Below are 19,507 nucleotides of genomic sequence, written 5' to 3' on the forward strand. Positions count from 1 at the left end.
CGGAAACCAATATGTGGCCCTTTGGAACCAACCAAACCTCGGCGGCGGAGCATCTCGGCCATACCCATTGCACAGCCGGCGCCTACTCTGAACAAGAGCTCTCCAATCTCTTCGACAGCACTTTCATTCCCGCGTTGAGACTGATCCAGGACGCCGGCGCTAGCCAGTCCACCAGCCACGATACCGGCGGTCCCGGCTTACACAATGCCACGCCCACGCCCAGCGCCGACCCGTTGGGTGGCGCCAGCGGCAGCCAGCCGAAAGCAAAGAAGGAACGGCGCGGAGAACACGTCGTGTATCACGTCAACCCTGACAACTACCCGCAAGTGATGGAGGAATTCAGGGACCTCGTGCTGGAAGGCCTGAAGGAAGAAGGCAAGTCTAGCGAACAGATCGCAGCGTTACGCCGCCAGCACGACATGTGGACAGCCCTGCACGCCGAGGCGCGCAGCGGACAGCTAAGATCGAGAAAGGCACAAAAGCTGCTGTTGGGCTCGACCAAGCGCAATACCCGTTTTGTCAAGGAAGGCGAGCAATACACCGAACTGCCGGATCCCACACATCTTGGCGCGAAGGCTGCCGTAGTCGGCTATCTGCGCTTGTCGCAGCCCCGCCTCCCGCCGCCTGAGGCCAGCCAGCAATTGGCGACTGGTTATCCTTCGGTCTTGAACGAAGCGGGCGACTTTGCGGTGAATTTGGCGACGCAGACTGCGCAGTTCGCCCTCGACGAATTCCAGGCGGCGCGGGAAGCTGCCTTGTTCGGCAATTGCGAAGACCGCGACAATCGCGAGTCCTGCGTTGGCGTCTTCAGTAAAATGGAAAACCGTACGGTGAACGCCCGCGGCCAGAAGATCCGCGACGATGCGCTGAAAGGCGCCCTAAACCATACCAGCTGGCTCGGACAACTGTTCCAGACCCCGATGAATATCACCATCGTGCATCTGACGCGAAATGCAACCGCGATGGCGACGCAGATGCTGGGCAGCCAGAGCACGAAGATCAAGGGTTTCAGTGACTATCTTACGCAGAAAATGCCGCATCAGTTTCCCGCGCAGCCGGTGGGCAACGCGACTGAGCCGGCCGCCAGCACGACCGAGCCGGCTGGCAGCGCGACGACCACGGAGGGCGGTCCCGCCACCACACTGCTTGACAGCATGGTTACCTTGGCCGGGAGCGCGCTCACGGCTACGCGGACGACACTGTCGAATGGCGCCTCGGCGGCGGCCAATGGCGCCGGCTCGGTGCTGAACGGAATGGCCAACATGTTTACGCTGCCCGGCGCGGACGCCAGCACCTTGACCACGCGGCCGCCGTCGAACACGACGGCCAGCCCAGCCGCCGGTCCCTCGGATACGGTCTACCTGCGGCTGCTGTCGAGCATCCTCGACGGCTGGATCGACTATGGCAAGGCCAGGGCCCAACGCGACAAGCCGCTGGCGCTGTTGCAGGGCGTGTTCCAGCACCATGGCCGCAACCTGCCGAAAGCCTTTGAAACCGGCTTCAACGTGACCCTGCTGGAAGACGAGGGCTGGTTCGACGAAGCCGCCCTCCTCCACCACAAGCTGCAAAACCAGGCTGCGGACGACGCCGAAGACACCGTTCCGCCGTCCCTTGCCTACCTGCAGCAGCGCTTCCAGAATGCACTACGAGCGGAGTCGCAAAGCAAGCAAGCCCACGCCAATCTGATGCGCCCATCCGCCGCTGCCGCCGGCGCCCCGCAATTCGACGGTTTTTCGATCCGCAACGCTTTCAACCAGACCTTCGATGAGGTGCTGGCCATGCCTGACCTGTGGCGCGATCCAGTGCATGCCAACGTCGGCATCGACAAGAAGCGCGAAATGCTGAAAGCCAGATTCGCCGAACTGGGGGAGAGTACACAGTACAAGATCGGCACTGCGCAGCAGTCGCTGGCCAGCACCCTCATCCGCATCGCCAAATACCGGGGGCAGCCTGTCCCCGCCGACTTTGAGAATGATGAAGCATTGCTGCTTGCCTTGAAGGAGGTGGAAGATGCCTGGGTGGCTGACCGCTCTACCTTCCCAATCCACCCGCGCCTGCTGTTCTCGATGCACTTGGCCAATGCCAGCGGAGTCGACATCATGAGCACCGCCCAGCGTTTCGAACAGTTCCGGTCGATCTTGCAACGCGGCTTCGAGGGAGCATCGCAGCATCCGCAGCGCGACTACAGGACCTTCGCCTGGATGGTCGATGTCGGCAAGAAATGGAATGATGGCCAAACTTGGTGGATGTTCCGCAACGACAGCATCAGGCGCCAGGCGCTCGCCGCCTGCTTCGAAGCCTTGCGCGCAGAAACCGGCCATCGCCGGCCACCGGAGGGGACGGGCCACGAACGGATCTGGCAGGTGGCCCAGTGGGCGAAGCAGAACAATTTGCTGGGCGAAGTGCTGCTGGGCGACACGACGAACGAAAAGCTGGCCGCTGCGCTGCAGTATGGCAGCGAGCGCCTGCAGGCCGCGATAGGGGGACCGCCTAAATTCGACCGGGAAACAGCAGCATTCGAAATCCTCAAACGCTATGGATTGAGCGATGAAGAGGCGTTACGCCTCGTGCCCGCTTTCATGGAGCGCCTCGGTGCGCCGGACTTCGTGGGAACTATGCTGCGGCTCAACCCGGGTCGCGTCATTAAACCGTACACGGAATTGTTGCACGCTGAACTGCTATTCAATGACGGCCTGCCGAACGATCCCCGGGTGCGCGCCGTGGCGCTCGAAAACCTACGGGTGCAGGGGGTCGTGCCGACCGAAGAGAAGGTGACGGCGGAAATCAATCGCATCGTGCCGGGCTTGAACACCGACCTCGAGAGCACACGTTCCCGGTCGCGGATGCTGGACAGAACCCTCGTCTTTATTCCCTTTGTCGGTAGTGTCCGCGAAGTCTATTCAGGCTGGTCGGACGGCGACCGCAGCCGGCTGGTGCTGGGCCTGCTGTCCGGCGCGATGGAAGGGGTCAACCTGCGCCAACTGAACATGATGCGGGTAGCAATGAATCAACGGCAGGGCCTGCAGGATTTCGTCAAGATCGCCAACAAGCTGGACCTGACATCCCCAGTGACGGTGAGCGACTTGCCGGCCGACCCGCTCGAAGTCGTCGGCGGCCCGCCCGCCGTCGCGGCCAGTGTTGCTGCCCGGGACGGCAATGTCCCGCCGGCTTTCCGCAGACTGGCGCAGCGGGTGCGCAACGGCGAACGCGGCGTGCTTTGGCAAGGGCACGAGCTGGTGATGTTGACTAATGAAGAAGACCGCGTCGTGCCGGTCAGGAACATTGGCGGCGCCTACCAAGAGATCGACTGGCAAACCGGCCACGCGGTGGGCACCGGACGCATCATCCATTACGACTCCGCCACGCAAAAATTCCATTCCGACTTGCAGCTGAATGGCGGCGTGCGGCCGACCGTTGAGGTGCCGGTCGACTATCACGGCACCCCCATCGCGGAACGCCAAACGGTGGTCGATGTCATGCGCTCGCTTGCACCCGCCACCGATGCCAGCGTGCGCGATATCGACGCCATCTTGAATCGCCGCTTTACTTTCCAGGAACAGAACAATGCCCTGCGCGAATGGGCCAGCGAAGGGATCAACGGCATGCAGGGTTTGAAGAACTTCCTCAAGCGGATGTACGAGCGCAGCTACACCTTTCGACGCATGCTGAACTATTATGACGATACGGCTGGCGACAAGCGCTGGGATCTGCGTTTCGGCGTGCCTGGTCTGAACGGCAAAGTAGTCGAATCACCGGTCCAGTACCCGCGTACCTCCCATATAGAATTCCCACACGCCGGCGTGTACGACACCTTTACCTCAGTCGGCGGAACCGGCCTATTTACCAAGGAGAATATGGTCATTCATGAATTGATGCACGCCCTGACCGGATGGCGAGATCCGGGCCGCAATCAACCGCATCTCGGCGGCCCGAGCTGGGCAGCCGACAAGATGCTGCATGAGGCAGGTTTTACGGTTCGCAACCGCCTGCTCTACCTCAACCTGGCTGGCGGCGACAACGACGCGCGCCGTCCGCACCTGATCCAGGACATGAATGCCGAAAACATCATGCTCGACGAAGTCATGGACCGGTATCGGGCGCCGCCAATCGACGGCACGATGCTGGAAGACATACCGCTTTCCCAGCGCGTCACCGTCGAGCAATGGCGGCAGCTTGAGGACCAGCTGCAGAGGCCGCCGGACGTCACGGTCGACCAATGCTGGAGCAAACTGCAGGGACAGTTCGATTTCGGCTTGGACAACGTGGGCGACGTCTCGCCCCAGCTGAGGGAAGTGAAGCGTATCACCCAGCGCTTCCTGAAGAGCAAGACCTTCCGCAGCCTGGTCGAAACCATGCGGGTCCGGGCCGCTGGCGCCTGGAAATTCGAATTCGATCCGGCCGTCGCGCAAGAGGAACTCGGCAATGCCAAGTCCAGCACGGGCGCCAGCCCCATGCACGGCAAGATTTATCTGTACGATGCCCAGACCAGCTATCTCGCCGCCGACGGCTTGCATCCGACCGAGTATGCGCGCAAGGTCCTGCTCGGCTATATCAACGCCATGACCGACCTGTCGATGAAAGCCAAAAACCCGTTTCGCAATATGGGCGGGGCCGTGAAACTGGCCAACCGGATTCTGCACGAATCCGGTTTTCATTATCCCGAGCAATTGGTGGCGGCGCGCGCCGCGTCCGATGCTGATGCACAGCGACTATTGCTGGATTACATCACGGCCGCCCGCCGCAACGCCGCGCTGGAAAGCGCATATCTGCACAGGCCGAATTGATTTTGGGTAATTCCGTCTGAGAAAGCGCCCGGTTCAGTCTGCCATGCCCGGACTGGCCCTACCATTTTGCATCCCGTCCCCACGCACTGCATGCGCGCCAGAGCCGCTGCTCGCGCTCTTGCCGTGTGCCGGGCCGATTTGCTTGTGGAACCAGTCATGAACAAACTTAACAATCGCCCCACCACCGACGACAGCTGGGCCGAATTCACGGGCCTGCTGCTGTTGCTGCTGGCCGCCGCCTACTTTGCCGCTTGGTCCAGACTGGGACACATTTCCGGCGTGCTGCCGCGTTTCGATCTGCGCGTCGCCTATTGGCTCACACAGCACACGGCGCCATGGCTAACGCCATTGCTGCGCACGCTCAGCCATGTCAATAGTGGGCCCGCCATTGCCTTGCTGAGTCTGCCATTGGCCTTGCATTTCTTATTGAGGGGCAGGCGCGCCTGGCTGGCGGCCCTGCTGCTCGGCTTGGCACTGATCAAGCCTGCGGGTGGCGCTACCGCCATGACCATCCTGCTCATCGGCATTGGCGGTACTTACCTGGCCGGGCGCCGGCCCCCCAATTGGCAGCGCGCCGCCGTCGCCGGTTTTGCCTTGCTGCTGATCGCATTGGTCGCCGTGAGCCGGGTCTGCGTCGGCGCCCAATACCCAAGCGAAGTGCTGTCCGCACTCTGCGTCAGCGGCGCCTGGCTCGGCGTGTGCCTGGTGTCGGGCGCCTGTGCAATGCGCATGCGTCCGCAGGAACGGCCGACCCGAACCGTGGGTTTGCGCACTGCCGTGACCGGCAAGATGGGGCTGTCGCGTCTGTGCGCCCTGCTCAAGCTGGAGCTGCGTTGTCTCCCCACGCCGCGGCTGGTGCGCCGCTGGCTCGACCTGCTGAACGATTACCCGATGCGGGAATTTGCATTGACCAGCCCGCACCTGGTTCAAAAGCCGTTCCGGCCGTGGTTCAGCCGCCGGCTGGACCGCGCCGCCCGCCTTCAAGCGTTGGCCGGCCATTACCGTATCATCTGCAATCATGGCCTGGCGCCGCTGCTCATCAAGGCAGCCAGCAAGCCAGTCACGCTGGTGCGCTTTGTCGGCAAGGACGAGACGCCTTACGCCATCGAACTGTGCGCGGTGGCGGTGATGGAGCGAGAAGGCGAGCTGGCGCTGCGGCTGCGCAGCGCGCAGGGTCCGGTCTATACGGTCGCTTTTTCCTTCTTACGCGACAACGGCCAGACCTGCGTCGCCATCGGCTGCGCACAAGGCCCCGCCGCCGATGGTCTGGAACTGGTGCGCAGCGCCACCCGTAACCTGTACGGCCTGCGCCCGCGCGACCTGCTGCTGCGTCTGGTCCAACAATTCGGCCTGGTGCTGGAGTGCGAGCAGTTGCGCCTGGTCGGCAACGACAACCGCACTGTGGCGCGCGGCTCGGTGCGCCGCGGCAGGATTAAGGCCGATTACGACAGCATGTGGCGGGAGATGGGCGCCAGGGGGCGCGCCGATGGCGACTTTGAATTGCCCTGCCTGCCCCTGCCCGCACTGCACCTGGAAAGCGTCCCGTCCAAAAAACGCGCGGAAGCGCGGCGCCGCCACCAGTTGCTGCAAGCGCTCAATGACGCTGCGCTGGCACGCCTGTTTCCCGCCAACAAACGACTAAGCGCCGCATGAACGGCAAACCACTTTCCCGCGCCGCCATGGCCGCCGTACTGTTGCTGCTCGCCTTTCCCCAGTTGAGCGAAACGATCTATGCGCCGGTGTTGCCCAGGATCGCCGCCGCGTTCGCGGTGGCGCCGGGCATGGCGCAGTGGGCCGTCAGCATCGACTTCGCCGCTTTCGCTGTCGGCGTTCTCTTCTGGGGCCGCCTGTCCGACCTGCAGGGGCGGCGTCCGGCCTTGCTGGCCGGCTTGGCATGCTATGCGCTGGCCGCGCTGCTGGCCCTGGCGGCAGGCAGCTTCGGCACGCTGCTGCTGGCACGCGCACTGCAAAGCTTCGGTGCTGCCTGCGGCTCCATCGTGGTCCAGACCATGTTGCGCGACCGCTTCCAGGGCGCCCAGCTGGCGGCGGTGTTTTCCACCATCGTTGCAGTGCTGGCCCTGTCGCCGGCGGTCGGGCCGCCGCTGGGCGCCATGCTGGCGTCGCGTTACGGTGTTCACGGTGTGCTGGTCTGCCTGGCCGCGCTGTCGCTGGTCTTCCTGCTGTGCGGAGCCAGCCTGCCGGAAACCCGCCCCGCGCACGCCGCGGCGCCCGCGCCTTTGCTGCCTACCGCATGGCGCATGGCGTGCGACCGGCAGCTGTGGAGTGCAGCGTGGCTGGTGGCCGGCTTCAACCTGATCCTGTTCGGCTATTACACGATCGCACCGTTCACGCTGAACCAGCTCCAGATGCCGGACTGGATGTTCGGCGCCAGCGGCATCCTAATTGCTGTCGCCGGGGGCCTGGGCGCACGTCTCAATCGCCGCGGCTTGCTGCGGCACAGCCCGGCACATCTGACCGCACTGGCCGCCCTGGGCGCCCTGCTTTCGTCCGCGCTGCAATGGATGGCAATGACTGCGGCCGCTGGCCACCCGCTGGCGGCGGCGCTTGCCATGCTCGGCACGCAAATGCTGCTGGTGCTCGCATTTGCCTGCGCCATTCCGAACGTCCTGGCCTCGGCCCTGAGCCGCTATCGCGATGTGCAAGGCACGGCCGGTGCCCTATTCGGGCTGGCCTACTACCTGATGCTGTCGGCCGGCCTCGGCCTGCTGAGCGCACTGTACCGGCCTCAGCCCATGTTTCAACCCGTTTTCATGCTGCTTGTCAGTGCGGCCATCATGCCGTGCGCCGTCCTGGCGCGACGCCAGGCCGCGCTGGCACTGCGCACGGAGGCCAGTAGCTAAGGCAGGCATTTTTCCGCGTCCGCCACCCTCGCACCACAAGCCGGCAGCCAGACGACGCTCTTCTTCCATCATGCAGCAGGAGGTAATTTGAGTATTTGGCGTACCCTATTGATGGTCTGGCTGCTGGCCGCCCCGGCTGCGTTTGCCAGTACGCCCAAGGCCGGCGGCGACGGCGCCCGGCAAATCTGGCAGTTGCTCGATTACGTGGCGGTCGACTACGGTGGCGCCGTGGAGAATGGCGCACTTGCCAGCGCCAGCGAGTATGCCGAGATGGTCGATTTTGCGGCGCGCGCGCAACAGCAACTGCAGTCGCTGCCGCCTCATGCCGGCAAAGCCGCCATCGCAAGCGCCATCGGAAAGTTGCGCACGGCCATCGGCACCCGGGCCAGCGCAACCGACGTGGCGCGCCTGGCGCAGGAAGCCAACAGGCTGCTGCTGGCGGCCTATCCGTTTCCCATCGCGCCGCCACTACGGCCCAGCCTCGCACGCGGCGCCGAACTGTATGCCAGGCATTGCATCGCCTGTCACGGGGAACGCGGTGGCGGCGACGGGCCGCTGGCCGCCACGCTCAATCCCGCGCCAACGGCTTTGAACGATCCGGTGCGTGCGAAGCTGCGCAGCCTTGGCGCGCTCTACCAGATCGTGTCGCTCGGTGTACCCGGGACTGCCATGCCGGCGTTCAAGGAGCTGCCCGCCCAGGACCGCTGGGCACTGGCCTTCTTCGCCGGCACCTTGCCATATGACCAGGCCATGGCGCAGCGCGGCGAACAGCTGTGGCGCCAGGGCCGCCCCGTCACGCCACAGCGCGTTCCCGACCTCGCCACGCTCAGCCAGCTTAGCGAGTCGGCACTGGCCCAGGAGGTGGGCGACGCTGCCGCGCAGGCGCTCACCGCCTACCTGCGGCGCCAACCCGCCGCCATCCAATCCGGCCAGCCCGAGGGCTTGGCGCTGGCGCGCCAGCTGCTTGACGCAAGCCGGGCGGCCCTGCATGGCGGCGACCGCGCCGCTGCGTTACGGCTCGCCTTGTCGGCCTACCTGGACGGCGTAGAACCGGCCGAGCCGGTGCTTGCCGCACGCAGCAAGTCCCTGCTGGCAGCACTTGAGAGCGCAATGCTGGCTTACCGTTCCGCCCTCACTGCCGGCGATCTTGCCCAGGCCGATGCCAGCGCCGCCCAATTGTCCGAGCTAATCGATCAGGCCGAAGCTGCCAGCAGCGCCACGCGCGCCACCCCGCTGGCCACTTTCCTGGGCGCGCTCGCCATCCTGCTGCGCGAAGGCTTGGAAGCGCTGCTCATTGTGGTAGCCATGATTGCCTGCCTCAAGAAGGCTGGCCAGGAGCAAGCGCTGCCCTTCGTCCATGCGGGCTGGGCCAGCGCCCTGCTCGCCGGGCTGATCACCTGGGCGGTAGCCACCTGGCTGGTGGCATTCAGCGGCGCCAGCCGCGAGTTGACTGAGGGCCTGGGTTCGCTGCTGGCCGCCGCGGTCCTGCTCAGCGTAGGCATGTGGTTGCACCGCAAAAGCAGCGCCGGGCGCTGGCAGCATTTCATCGACACCACGCTGGCGGCCGCCCTGTCGCGCCGTTCAGCATGGGCCTTGTTCGGGCTGGCATTCCTGGCGGTTTACCGCGAAGTCTTCGAAACTGTGCTGTTCTACTCGGCCTTGCTGGCCGACGGCAACGGCACCGCGTTGCTGGCAGGGTTCGCCAGCGCTGCCGCGCTGCTGGCCGCAGCCAGCTTCGTGCTGCTGCGAACCAGCACCCGCCTGCCGATCCGCCAGTTCTTCGCCCTCACCTCGGTCGTGGTCGCCGTCCTGGCAGTGGTCCTGGCGGGCAAAGGCATCGCTGCACTCCAAGAAGCCGGCTGGGTCGGCGTGCGTCTGGTAGCCGGCCCGCGGCTGGAGATGCTGGGGCTCTACCCCACGTTGCAAACCATGCTCGCGCAAAGTGCGGTGGCGCTGGCGGCGCTGGCGGCCATCATGTTCAATCGCCGTCCGGCCAGCGAGCGCGGCACCGCAAGCAGTTAGTTGGTCCTGATTTTGATTACCGTCGCGCGCCAATTGCCAGTGGCTTTGCATACTGGAGTCCAGCCTCGTCGAGAGGCTGACGCAAGCATCCCAATCACATAGGAACCAACAATGAAATACAAGAAGTACACGTTGACCGCTTTGCTGCCGTTCTGCTTCGCCCTGTATGGCTGCGGTGGCGGCGGCCATGGCGGCGACGCTCCGCAGAAGAGTCCTACGCCCCAGACCAAACCGGTACAGCACGGCAGCAGCGCCGAAACGCAGACCGATCCTGCCGGAGAAGGCAGCAGCACCGAAACGCAAACCGACAAGGCCGACACCGTGGATGCGGGCACCATGACCGACGTCCCGCAGAATCCAATGCCTCCCGACATCGCCATGGATGGTTCGCAGGGCGTGGCAAACGGTATCTGGATCGGCAAGGCGGGCAACGGCCTGCCCGCCTTCGCGCTGGTGGCAAACGACACGCCCATCGCCAATGGGCCCGCCAATTTCTATTTCATTTACAGCTCAAGCGCCGAGCACAAGTACGACGTGCTGCGCGGCGGCAGCATGCGCATCAACAAGGGCGCCATCGCAGCCGACGTATATTCCAGGGGCGGCGCGCACTACAACGCGCTGCGCGGCAAGGTTGATCCCGCCAATACCCTGATGGGCGACCTGTACAACGATGCCGGCCAAGTGCTCAACAACTACAGTTTCAGCTACAGCGCGGACAACGCCATTGCCCCGCAACTCACGCCCCTGTACGGCAACTATCTTGGCGTGGCGGCCAAAGCAGGGGACCCTGTTCCCTCGGTCGTCATCAAGAAGTGGCCCGACCCGGCCACAGCCACCACGCAGGCCGCCATCGAAGGCAATATGCCTGGCTGTACCTTCCGCGGAAGCATCCGCGTCGGCACCGGCAAGACGGCTGTTTATGCGCTGGAAATGCACGCCGAAGGCCCACAGTGCAGCCTGCCGGACAGCACTGGCGGCAAGACACACCTGTACGGCATGGCAGCCCTGACAACCTTGCCCGGCGCTAAAGCGCCCAGCCTGGTCTTCGCCGCCTCTGCCGACCAGGTCAAGGAGGGCAAGTACGGCACCAGCCTGATCCCTCTGGCCAATCTGACCGGCACCCTGCAGAAGCAGTAAGCAAGGCCGCTCCAGAAAAAACCAGGGGCCTGCGCATCAGCGCAAGGGCTCCTGGTTTTTCAGCAGGGCGGCAGTTTCAAATGCTGCCAGCCTTGCCTGTCGGTCCAAACAACGCCGCCACCAGCGAATCGCGCCTCACCTTGCCCTGCTGCTCAGCAGCGACCCAACTGCGGCGACACTCGATCACGTCGACTTCTTCCTCCTCCTCGATTGCGATCCGCCAGGTACAGGCGATCGACCCTGGCCGCCGCGGGCCAGGCCGGATTTCGCCGACCGCGTGCAACACCTTCAAGTGAAAACGCAGCTTCGCTACCGGTACGTCGAAGATCCGTGCCATTTCCGCTGGCGTGGCGTCGCCGACCTCTTCCAGCAACATCAGCACGGCATCGCGAATGATTTCCGCGCGCTCGTCGCTCACCGTACGCGTGCTCCCTTTGGGTAACGTAAGTTTATATTTCAACATCTTATTAAGGCCAAGAATGGATGGTCGTCCGATTCTACTGACGTGCCGCCTAACCCCGGTCGTCAGCGCCCAATCTAGGACCAGGGAAGGTGGCCAAAGTAACTAAGTCCTATTTTCAGGACCGACTGCGCCTGGCGTTCATCGGTCCGATACCATGCAATTCGTCTATCTGGGCGCCTGTTTCGCCGCCCGTATTCCTGATTACAAAGAGAGAAAATCATGTTCAAAAATATGAGGCTGGCCCACAAGCTGGCGCTGGGGTTTGGCTTGACCATCGTGGTGGCGGTTGTCGTTGCCGGACAAGGGCTGCACAGCACCGGCAGGATGAACGACCTGCTCAAAGGCATCTACGAAAACAACCTGATGCCGATCAAGGATGTCGCCAATGCAAATATGCAAGCGATCTATCATCATAGGGCCCTGTACGAAGTGGTCACCGCCAGCGATGCGGCAGCCATTGCCACCACGCGCAGCAAACTCGACAAGCATGCCGGGCAAATGAACGGACTGCTCGACAAATACCGTAAGACTTTCCTGACCGATAAAGAAAAGGAATTGCTGCAGCAATTCGAAACCGCTTGGGACGCCTACCTGCAAGCGGCCGGCAAAGTCGAGCAGTTGGCCATCGCCGGCCAGCAATCGGACGCCCAGCAACAATTGAACGGCGCGGTCGCGTCCACCTTCCAGGTCGCGGATGACCTGCTCAGCGACCTGGTAAATATTAACGAAGAGCTGGGCCACGAGGCTTTCGAAAACAGCCAGGCCGTTGCATCCGCAGTCCACATCGAAAGCATTACCGTGCTGCTGCTCGGCGCCATCCTGGGCACGGGGTTGGGCTACTGGATCACGCGCTCGATCGCCAAACCCATGGGCGAAGCAGTGCAAGTGGCGCAAACGGTGGCCGCCGGCGACCTTACCAGCAACATCGAGGTGCGCAGTGCCGACGAAGCGGGCCAGCTGTTGCAAGCCCTGCGCCAGATGAACGGCTCCCTGACCAGCATGGTCGGCGATGTACTGGACGGCACCTCGCTGATCGCTTCCGCCTCCAAGCAGATTTCGGCCGGCAATGCCGACCTGTCCTCGCGTACCGAGCAGCAGGCAGCGGCCTTGGAACAGACTGCAGCCTCGATGCATGAATTGACCGACACAGTCAGGCAGAATGCCGCCGGCGCGCAGCAGGCCAGCCAGCTGGCCCACGATGCCTGCGAACTGGCGACCAGGGGCGGCACTGCGGTGACCCAAGTTGTGCAGACCATGGGCGAGATCCAGGCGTCCGCCAAACAGATCGTCGACATCATCGGCATCATCGAAGAGATTGCGTTCCAGACCAACATCCTGTCGCTGAACGCTGCCGTGGAGGCAGCGCGCGCAGGCAAACACGGCCAGGGCTTTTCCGTGGTTGCATCCGAGGTGCGCAGCCTGGCGCAGCGCTCGGCCGCTTCGTCCAAAGCCATCAAGACCCTGATCGAGGGATCTGTCGGCAAGATCAATGAGGGCACACGCCTGGTCGGCGAAGCTGGCGCAACGATGGAAGAAGTCGTGCGCAGCTCACAGCAGGTGGCACACATCATGGACAGTATCAGCGCGGCCAGCGGCGAACAGGCCGAAGGCATCGAACAAGTGCGCCAGGCCATTGCTCAAATGGACCAGGTGACGCAACAGAATGCAGCACTGGTGGAAGAAGCTGCCGCCACAGCCGAATCGATGGAAGAGCAAGCTGCCCGGCTGGCGGCCCTGGTCGCCGTGTTCAAGATCAAGCAGGAAAGCGCACCATTTGTTTCTGCTCCCAGGCCAAGGGACATCAATCCGGCATGGCGTCCGGCGTTGATGCGCCCACAGTCGACCTCAGCAGGTAATTGAAGAGCGGGCTGCCATGCGAATCTCCTATATCGAATACACCGCCGTCAAGGCCGAAAACAATGCCGCCGAAGTACGCACCGATGTCGATCTGGCGCTGCTGATGCTGGTTTCCCTGGTCAAAGCGCGCGACAATGAAACGGCCAGCCACCTGGTGCGTACGGCGCAGTACGTCCGGCTACTCGCGGAACATTTGCGCAATCATCCGCGCTTTGCCCAAACCCTGTGCGATGAAACCATCGAACTGCTGGTCAAGTCGGCGCCGCTGCACGACATCGGCAAGGTCGGCATTCCCGACCGCGTGCTGCTCAAACCAGGCCGCCTGACGCCCGATGAATTCGCGGTCATGCGCACCCATGCCAAGCTCGGCTACGACGTGCTGGCGCAAGCTGAAGCGCAGCTCGGCCATCCACTGCCCTGCCTCGCCTTCGCCAAAGAAATCGCCTTGTCGCACCATGAAAAATGGGATGGCAGCGGCTATCCGCAAGGCCTGGCAGGGGATGCGATTCCGATGTCGGCGCGCCTGATGGCCGTAGCCGACGTCTACGATGCGCTGACCAGCAGGCGCAGCTATAAACCGGCGATGTCGCATGAAGAAGCCTTACAGATCATGCGCCAGGGACGCGGTCGTCACTTCGATCCCGACGTGCTGGATGCGTTCCTGGTCCTGGAACAGCAGTTCGCGGCCATTGCGGCGCGCCATGGCGACACGGTCGGCGATCTGACCGCACTGGCCCAGCGGGTGCTGCACGGCTAACGCAGTCACGGCCAGCACCTGGCTGGCCCATGATTTCCTCTTCCCGCGCCCCCTCCTCTGGCGGCCTCCTGCTTGGGACCTTAACCGTCATTGGCGCTCCCTCAGCTCCCGGCCCAAGATGCGTACTGAGCAACTCCGCATCCATTTCCAGCGCGACGCCGGTCGAACCGTTGATCCTGTAGCGCGCACTTCATTATGCGCCCAGCCCTTACTCATCCGGAAAATGTTCCGGCGCAGCGCAACTTTTGATCAATCCAGCACCGGCAGCCTTGGGAATTCCCAAGGCATGCCATTAACTCATTGGAATAAACAAAGTGAAGTTCTCAATCATTGTGCCAAATCCCGACATCGCGTCGAACCGGGCCAACAACATCGGCGAACGAAGTACGGCAAACGATAATTCAACGAATAGCGGCGGTAAAGTGCCTACCTTGCCACCGCCGTCGGGATGCAATGCGCCACACGAAGAGACGATGTTTTGGATCTATGCGAGTAAATTGGATCAGAAGGATCCAGGGATTCCCCGCTCCTGGATAACAGATCCTAAAGGACTGAAGAAGAAACTCGAAGAATTCCGAAGTTGGCAAACGCTTGGATCCGTTCATTCCAGTCGTGCGACGGTGCTGCAGGATTTTCCCGAAGTCTTTGCGCCATTCTTCAAACACGGCTTTGGCGAATTGATCCGACCGGACCTGCTGGACAGTCTGCTGACCCCTGGCGCCCCCATTCCCGAATCACTGATGCCTGTGCTGTTGCACGGTATTGCCGACATGCTCGGCAAAAGCATCCATGTGGCCGACGTCGGGCTGGCAAACGACCTTCCGCCGAAGGAAGGCATACTCAAGGATGTGCTCCGTGTCTACCAACAGGGGGAGGATGAGGAGGCCCGCTTCTGGGCCACTGACAACGGTCCCACTCCGCCCAATGTAAGTTCCGATCCGGACGGATCGAGCATTTTCAGGGCATTAATTGCCGATGCACAAGGCTTACGCGATGACAAAGTGCGTCAGGAAGATATCAATCGCTTCCGTCAAGATATTTATGAGCACTTTTGCCACAACCATGGGCCTTATCAGGAAGCTTTTGCCAAGGCCTATGGAGAGCAGAAAGAAGTCGATGACGAATACTCCAGCCGGCCACAGCCTGAACCGGGCCTGAAGCAAAAAGCGACTGCCGTGATATTTTCGGGCTTGGCATTAGGCGCCCAGTTCGAGCCGGTGCTTCGGCTCAAAGCGCAACGCATGCTCGAAGGCCAGCAGGTTACAGGGCCACAAACCACGACGGTAGCGCAAGGAAGAACCGCCATCTTCGAGCAACGCCTGCAAGAGGCGCGAGCATACGAGCAACAACATCAGGAGCCGCAGCCAGCGGCACAGACTCCCAACGAGCAAAGCAAGGGCTGGCAGGAGGCCGCAACCGAGGTTGCGAAGACCGCCTTGGTGGCCGGGGCTACCATGGCCCTGACTGGCAATCCAGTTATCGCGGCAGGGGCCGCGGTTCTATCGCAGATCGGCACCGCTGGTACCGCACAACCGGTCGAAAACGTGGTTGACGCACAAACCGACGAGGCCGGCGATGATGACGTGACCATTGAAACCGAACATGAGCCTGGCGAAATGCAGGGCGAGCACACCGGCCCGAAGGCAACTTACTCAGACTATATCGATTTCAAGCACGCCATCATTGACAATGCTTCTGCGTCAGCACGGCAGCGCCGCGAACTTGCTCCTAGCGACGCGACCGCGCAAACCAACGAACTGTTCTCAGTGCCGCTGGAAACCGTCCATGCCAACGAAACGGTTTTCCGAAACGACTTTGAAGCCTATTCGCGGCTGAATGCACCAGCACCGCGCGACCCGGTGCAATTGCAACGCGACGCGCAAACGCTGCTCGATCAGCACATCGCCGACACCGAAGCTGAAGTCCAGCGACTTCATGTTCAACGAGGCAGTGGCGAGCTACCACCACCATTCCAGGGATCGAATGCCACCGATGCCAGCAGTCTTGCTGCTAAGCTCGATCGGCTGCTCGAACTGGAGGTCCTGAAGCTGCGCTACACCACAACCCCAAGCAACCACCACCATCGCCACCGCAATGCACGTCTGCATGTACTCACCCATCAGCAGACGCATGGCGCGGCGAAAGCACTTCTTCAGACATTGCAAGCGGACTGGAAGCTGAAGACCGCAGGGGACGACAGCTTCATTCTCAGCCTTCTCGGAAAAAGTCCCGCCCAGTGGTTCAGGGAACATAAGGATCAGCTGAACGGAAAGACATGTGCCCAGGCCAAGGCGGCCATGCTGGCCAGTTGTGCAGGAGAGCTGCCGGTGGGCGAGCAGGGCAAGCTTGCCTTTACCCTCGCCCTCATTGACCAGCTCGATCCTACGCTTCGCCAAGTCCCGGAATCCGTACTGGAACAGATGCAATGGGCCGATGACAGGCATTTGAACTATCGGGTCGGCTATGCAGCATTGAGCGCCGCAAACATCCCGATCAGGTCTGAAAAGGAAATGGACGCAGCGGCGCAGACCATCATTACCCAATTCATGAACGATGATCTGGGCGCGTTGGGGCAGCATCACATGGCAAGCGACTTCGCGCTCCTGACCGGGGCCTACGGTGCGGAGGGAAAATCCGACGACACCGTCCTTGCCGACATCATGAAAGACTTCGAGCAACGTCCCAATGCCGTCCGCGATCAGAAACTTGCACAGATCCGGGCAGCCCTGGTTGACCCGCCTCCATCCCTGGCTGAGATTGCAGCGGTGTTCGGTGAACAGTATATCTCGGGACGGCCCGAAAGTGTCACCACCGTCAAATACCCGGTACGGCCCGTCAGTTTCGACAACCGCGTCGTCCGTAATGAGACCCTGCTGGACGCATTCGCCCATGGCAACCATTACAGCCGCGGTTCCGACGGTAACTCATATCGACAGCGAACTTTCCTGATCGAAGTGCCTCATGGCGGACTCGCCGCTCAAGGCCAGGAAGTCACCATCGACGGCGAGCGCATTTTTGCAGAATACGATCAGCGCGCAAGGGATTATTTCAAGACAGTCGAACGTGGTGCGCATGCGCAATTGGACTTGTTGTTCGGGCTTCATCGCCAGCCAGAAGCAATTCTCAAGCCACAAGTACAGATGGGATCGCACACCGTCAAATCGCCGGATAACATCATGATCGTGATGTTGCGCTCAGATGGCGCGAACCAGCCTCAGCCTTACAGGCTTGCGTTCGATGCCGGAAGGCACGCCTCGCTCACTCCCATGGCCGCAAGCATCGAGGACATCGCTGATCATGATCTGAACACTGTCGAGGATCAAGCCATGTTCTACGTAAAAAATCATCCCGCGGAGTTCTTCGAACGAGCGCCGGATCAGATTCGCAGCGGCACTTTCGGTATCGAGCGGCGTTTCCCCGGTACGCCGCATGAAGTGCGCAGGGAAGTGTTCTCCCAGCTTGGCTGGACCCAGAAACTCGAGGCACACAAACTCAATGCTGAGCGCAGCTTGCACGCCAAGCCCTACGTCGAGGGCTTGCCACTATACGGCTGCGTCAACAGAGTCCGCGACGCCTTTACCGACCCGCGTGTTCAAAATGAGCCCTATGAGTATCCTGTTGGCGCCCGACCGCCACGAACGACACCATCCAGCAGCTATGTCAATCCCTTCCCGACCGACGAGTTCATAATCGGTCTGCAGTGCGGTGGCGCAGTTGTGAGTATGTTGGGTGGCAAGCGCACGCTCATGAATAAGGCGGCAAAGTGGGGCAAGGCCGTTGGAAACTTGCACGGCGTCAAGTTCAAGAGCCTGAAGAGACCCAGGAAGGTCTTCGTGGATGCGCTGATGAAGGGGAAGAACGAGTTCCGTGACCGGCTGCGGGCCCATGGCCTCAGCACGGCCGATTCGAACGATCTAAGCGCGAAGCTGAATAGCGTGGGCTATGGACATGCGTTCCAGCGATTCCGGGATGCGAAAGAACTTGAGGCGCTCGCAAAGCTGACAACCGATGGGTCACGTCTCCGGGACGGCGCTGACCTGCCGCACGGGATGCTGATTACGGGATCGGATGGCAAGCGCTACCTGAAGGCAAGCGGCGGCCAGGAAGGCGGTATATTCTTTGATCCAGACCGGCGTAAATTCATGCGCCAGATTGGCGCCGCCGATGCTCCTCGCTTCGCCGAAGTTGACTTGCACACGCTCACCCTCAGGCCCGGTTCGTCCGGCTATCGGCAGCGCGAGCCCGATGCCGTCGCCATCGACCGTTTGGGACAGGCCAAGACCAGCTACTATGGCGACGGCACCGACGTACGCGTTCTGGATGGACCGGGCTTGCGCCGCGCCCGCCCGAACGAGGGAGAGGCTTATCGCAACTCAGATACCGTCTTGAAACGCGACACGCGCCGCCACGCAGACGGCATCATTCGCTACGTTGAGGACGGCGCTCCAACGTCGGAGAAGACCCACTACCGCCTGACCCAGCCCGATGGCTCGGACGTTGTGACGCCACCGGCCGGCAGCATCCATTCGTATAAAGTTCCGATGCTGCGCGCCATAGGCCCCGAAGGAGATGTGCTGCCTTTCCGCTGGGAGCGCGTGGCGGCCTTTTCCATCGGATCGAAAGAGATTCTCGTTGTCAAAATTGATGGCGCACTTTACCACCTCAAAAACAAAGAAGGGCGTCTGCATGCAGTCCACGCAAGTCCGCACACGGTCCAGGCTTATAACGAAATTTCCTGCGCGCCGCGCATCGGCAATGCGAGAACCAAGCGTGCGCCTGGTCAACAATTGCGTAGGCTATGCGACGCTGGTGCATATGATAAAGCTCAACTGGTAGAGGAATTACAACGCCAGAAAGCGGCATCGACTGACGAAAAAGAAAGGACGGAGATACAGCGCAATATCAACCATCTCGAGCAACACCATATTCAGAGAGGTACCGATGCCGAATTTGCAGAGCTGGATCAGCTCGTGAAGGAAAGGTACAACTCGGTCAAGACTGGCATTAATTGCCAAGAAATATTCAACGTTGAGAATCCGTCCGAACTGGTTAAGGTTGGAAGAAACAAGGTCAAAGGAAGGAATGTGGCGGCGTTCACGATGAACGCATTCGATGGAGAGTCGACGCTCGACTCTGCCACGGTTCAAGGTGTGACCGCCCAGCCACGCATATTGATCAGCGGATCGTATGCATTCAAGGATCAACTTGATTTGCTGCCAGGAGCAGGAAACCACGCCGGTGCCGTGTCCAACCTGGGAGCAATGAACGCGGCTGGTCGACCCAGGGAAGGCCAACAGCCGATCGTCATTCCCCGCGACGGCGACACCGAATACAAGGCTCTACCCAACATTGAAGCAAACATGAGGAAATTCATGGACAGCGTTGCTTCACTTGATAGCGCCTCGGTCAACAATCCAGAGAAAAAGCTTCGCATGGATATCAAGTTTCATACCGGACTTCCACCTTGTCTCTCATGTAGTTTTGCCATGGATGAATACATGCATGGGCTGAAGGAAAAGGTCGCGAAATGGAATCTCGAGAACCGCGGGCCCGGTCGCAATGGGATCCAGATTGACGTCAGCTTCAAGTACGGATTTGATCCGACCAAGACTGAGTGATGGTGATG

At 61.6% G+C, this 19,507-nt stretch carries 9 protein-coding genes; 8 read left to right on the forward strand and 1 reads right to left on the reverse strand.

Translation table 11 applies throughout. The annotated features are described in order from the left end of the window. Window positions 1–11 precede the first annotated feature (11 nt). The 5 genes from ACN9M3_RS20630 to ACN9M3_RS20650 all read left to right on the forward strand — a co-directional run bounded on the left by ACN9M3_RS20630 (window position 12) and on the right by ACN9M3_RS20650 (window position 10,804). Window positions 12–4,784, forward strand: a complete 4,773-nt coding sequence (locus tag ACN9M3_RS20630; RefSeq protein WP_426318489.1) for a hypothetical protein — start codon at window positions 12–14, stop codon at window positions 4,782–4,784. A 156-nt stretch (window positions 4,785–4,940) separates the two neighbouring features. Next, window positions 4,941–6,437, forward strand: a complete 1,497-nt coding sequence (locus ACN9M3_RS20635) for a DUF535 family protein (RefSeq protein ID WP_426318490.1) — start codon at window positions 4,941–4,943, stop codon at window positions 6,435–6,437. After that, a complete protein-coding gene (locus ACN9M3_RS20640) occupies window positions 6,434–7,645 on the forward strand; it encodes an MFS transporter (protein ID WP_426318491.1) in 1,212 nt (403 codons plus the stop codon). Before ACN9M3_RS20635 ends, ACN9M3_RS20640 begins: the two co-directional genes overlap by 4 nt. Before the next feature lie 111 nt (window positions 7,646–7,756). Beyond that, on the forward strand, window positions 7,757–9,667 hold the full coding sequence (locus ACN9M3_RS20645) for an FTR1 family protein (RefSeq protein WP_426323815.1): 1,911 nt from the start codon (window positions 7,757–7,759) through the stop codon (window positions 9,665–9,667). A 111-nt stretch (window positions 9,668–9,778) separates the two neighbouring features. Continuing rightward, on the forward strand, window positions 9,779–10,804 hold the full coding sequence (locus ACN9M3_RS20650) for a hypothetical protein (RefSeq protein ID WP_426318492.1): 1,026 nt from the start codon (window positions 9,779–9,781) through the stop codon (window positions 10,802–10,804). Window positions 10,805–10,880: 76 nt separating this feature from the next. Here ACN9M3_RS20650 and ACN9M3_RS20655 read toward each other — a convergent pair whose 3' ends face one another. Then, window positions 10,881–11,222, reverse strand: a complete 342-nt coding sequence (locus tag ACN9M3_RS20655; protein ID WP_426162418.1) for a hypothetical protein — start codon at window positions 11,220–11,222, stop codon at window positions 10,881–10,883. Between the two features lie 264 nt (window positions 11,223–11,486). On the opposite strand from ACN9M3_RS20655, the gene ACN9M3_RS20660 reads away from it, so the two are divergent. From ACN9M3_RS20660 to ACN9M3_RS20670, 3 genes are all read left to right on the forward strand, one after another. Beyond that, window positions 11,487–13,127 carry a methyl-accepting chemotaxis protein gene (locus ACN9M3_RS20660; RefSeq protein WP_426162419.1) on the forward strand — a complete coding sequence of 547 codons (1,641 nt, stop codon included), beginning with the start codon at window positions 11,487–11,489 and terminating at the stop codon, window positions 13,125–13,127. 13 nt (window positions 13,128–13,140) lie between these two features. Further along, on the forward strand, window positions 13,141–13,881 hold the full coding sequence (locus ACN9M3_RS20665) for an HD-GYP domain-containing protein (RefSeq protein ID WP_426318493.1): 741 nt from the start codon (window positions 13,141–13,143) through the stop codon (window positions 13,879–13,881). A gap of 314 nt (window positions 13,882–14,195) precedes the next feature. After that, a complete protein-coding gene (locus tag ACN9M3_RS20670) occupies window positions 14,196–19,499 on the forward strand; it encodes a hypothetical protein (protein WP_426318494.1) in 5,304 nt (1,767 codons plus the stop codon). Window positions 19,500–19,507: the final 8 nt, after the last annotated feature.

The sequence above is a fragment of the Pseudoduganella sp. R-43 genome (genome assembly GCF_049913255.1).
GTDB lineage: Bacteria > Pseudomonadota > Gammaproteobacteria > Burkholderiales > Burkholderiaceae_D > Rugamonas.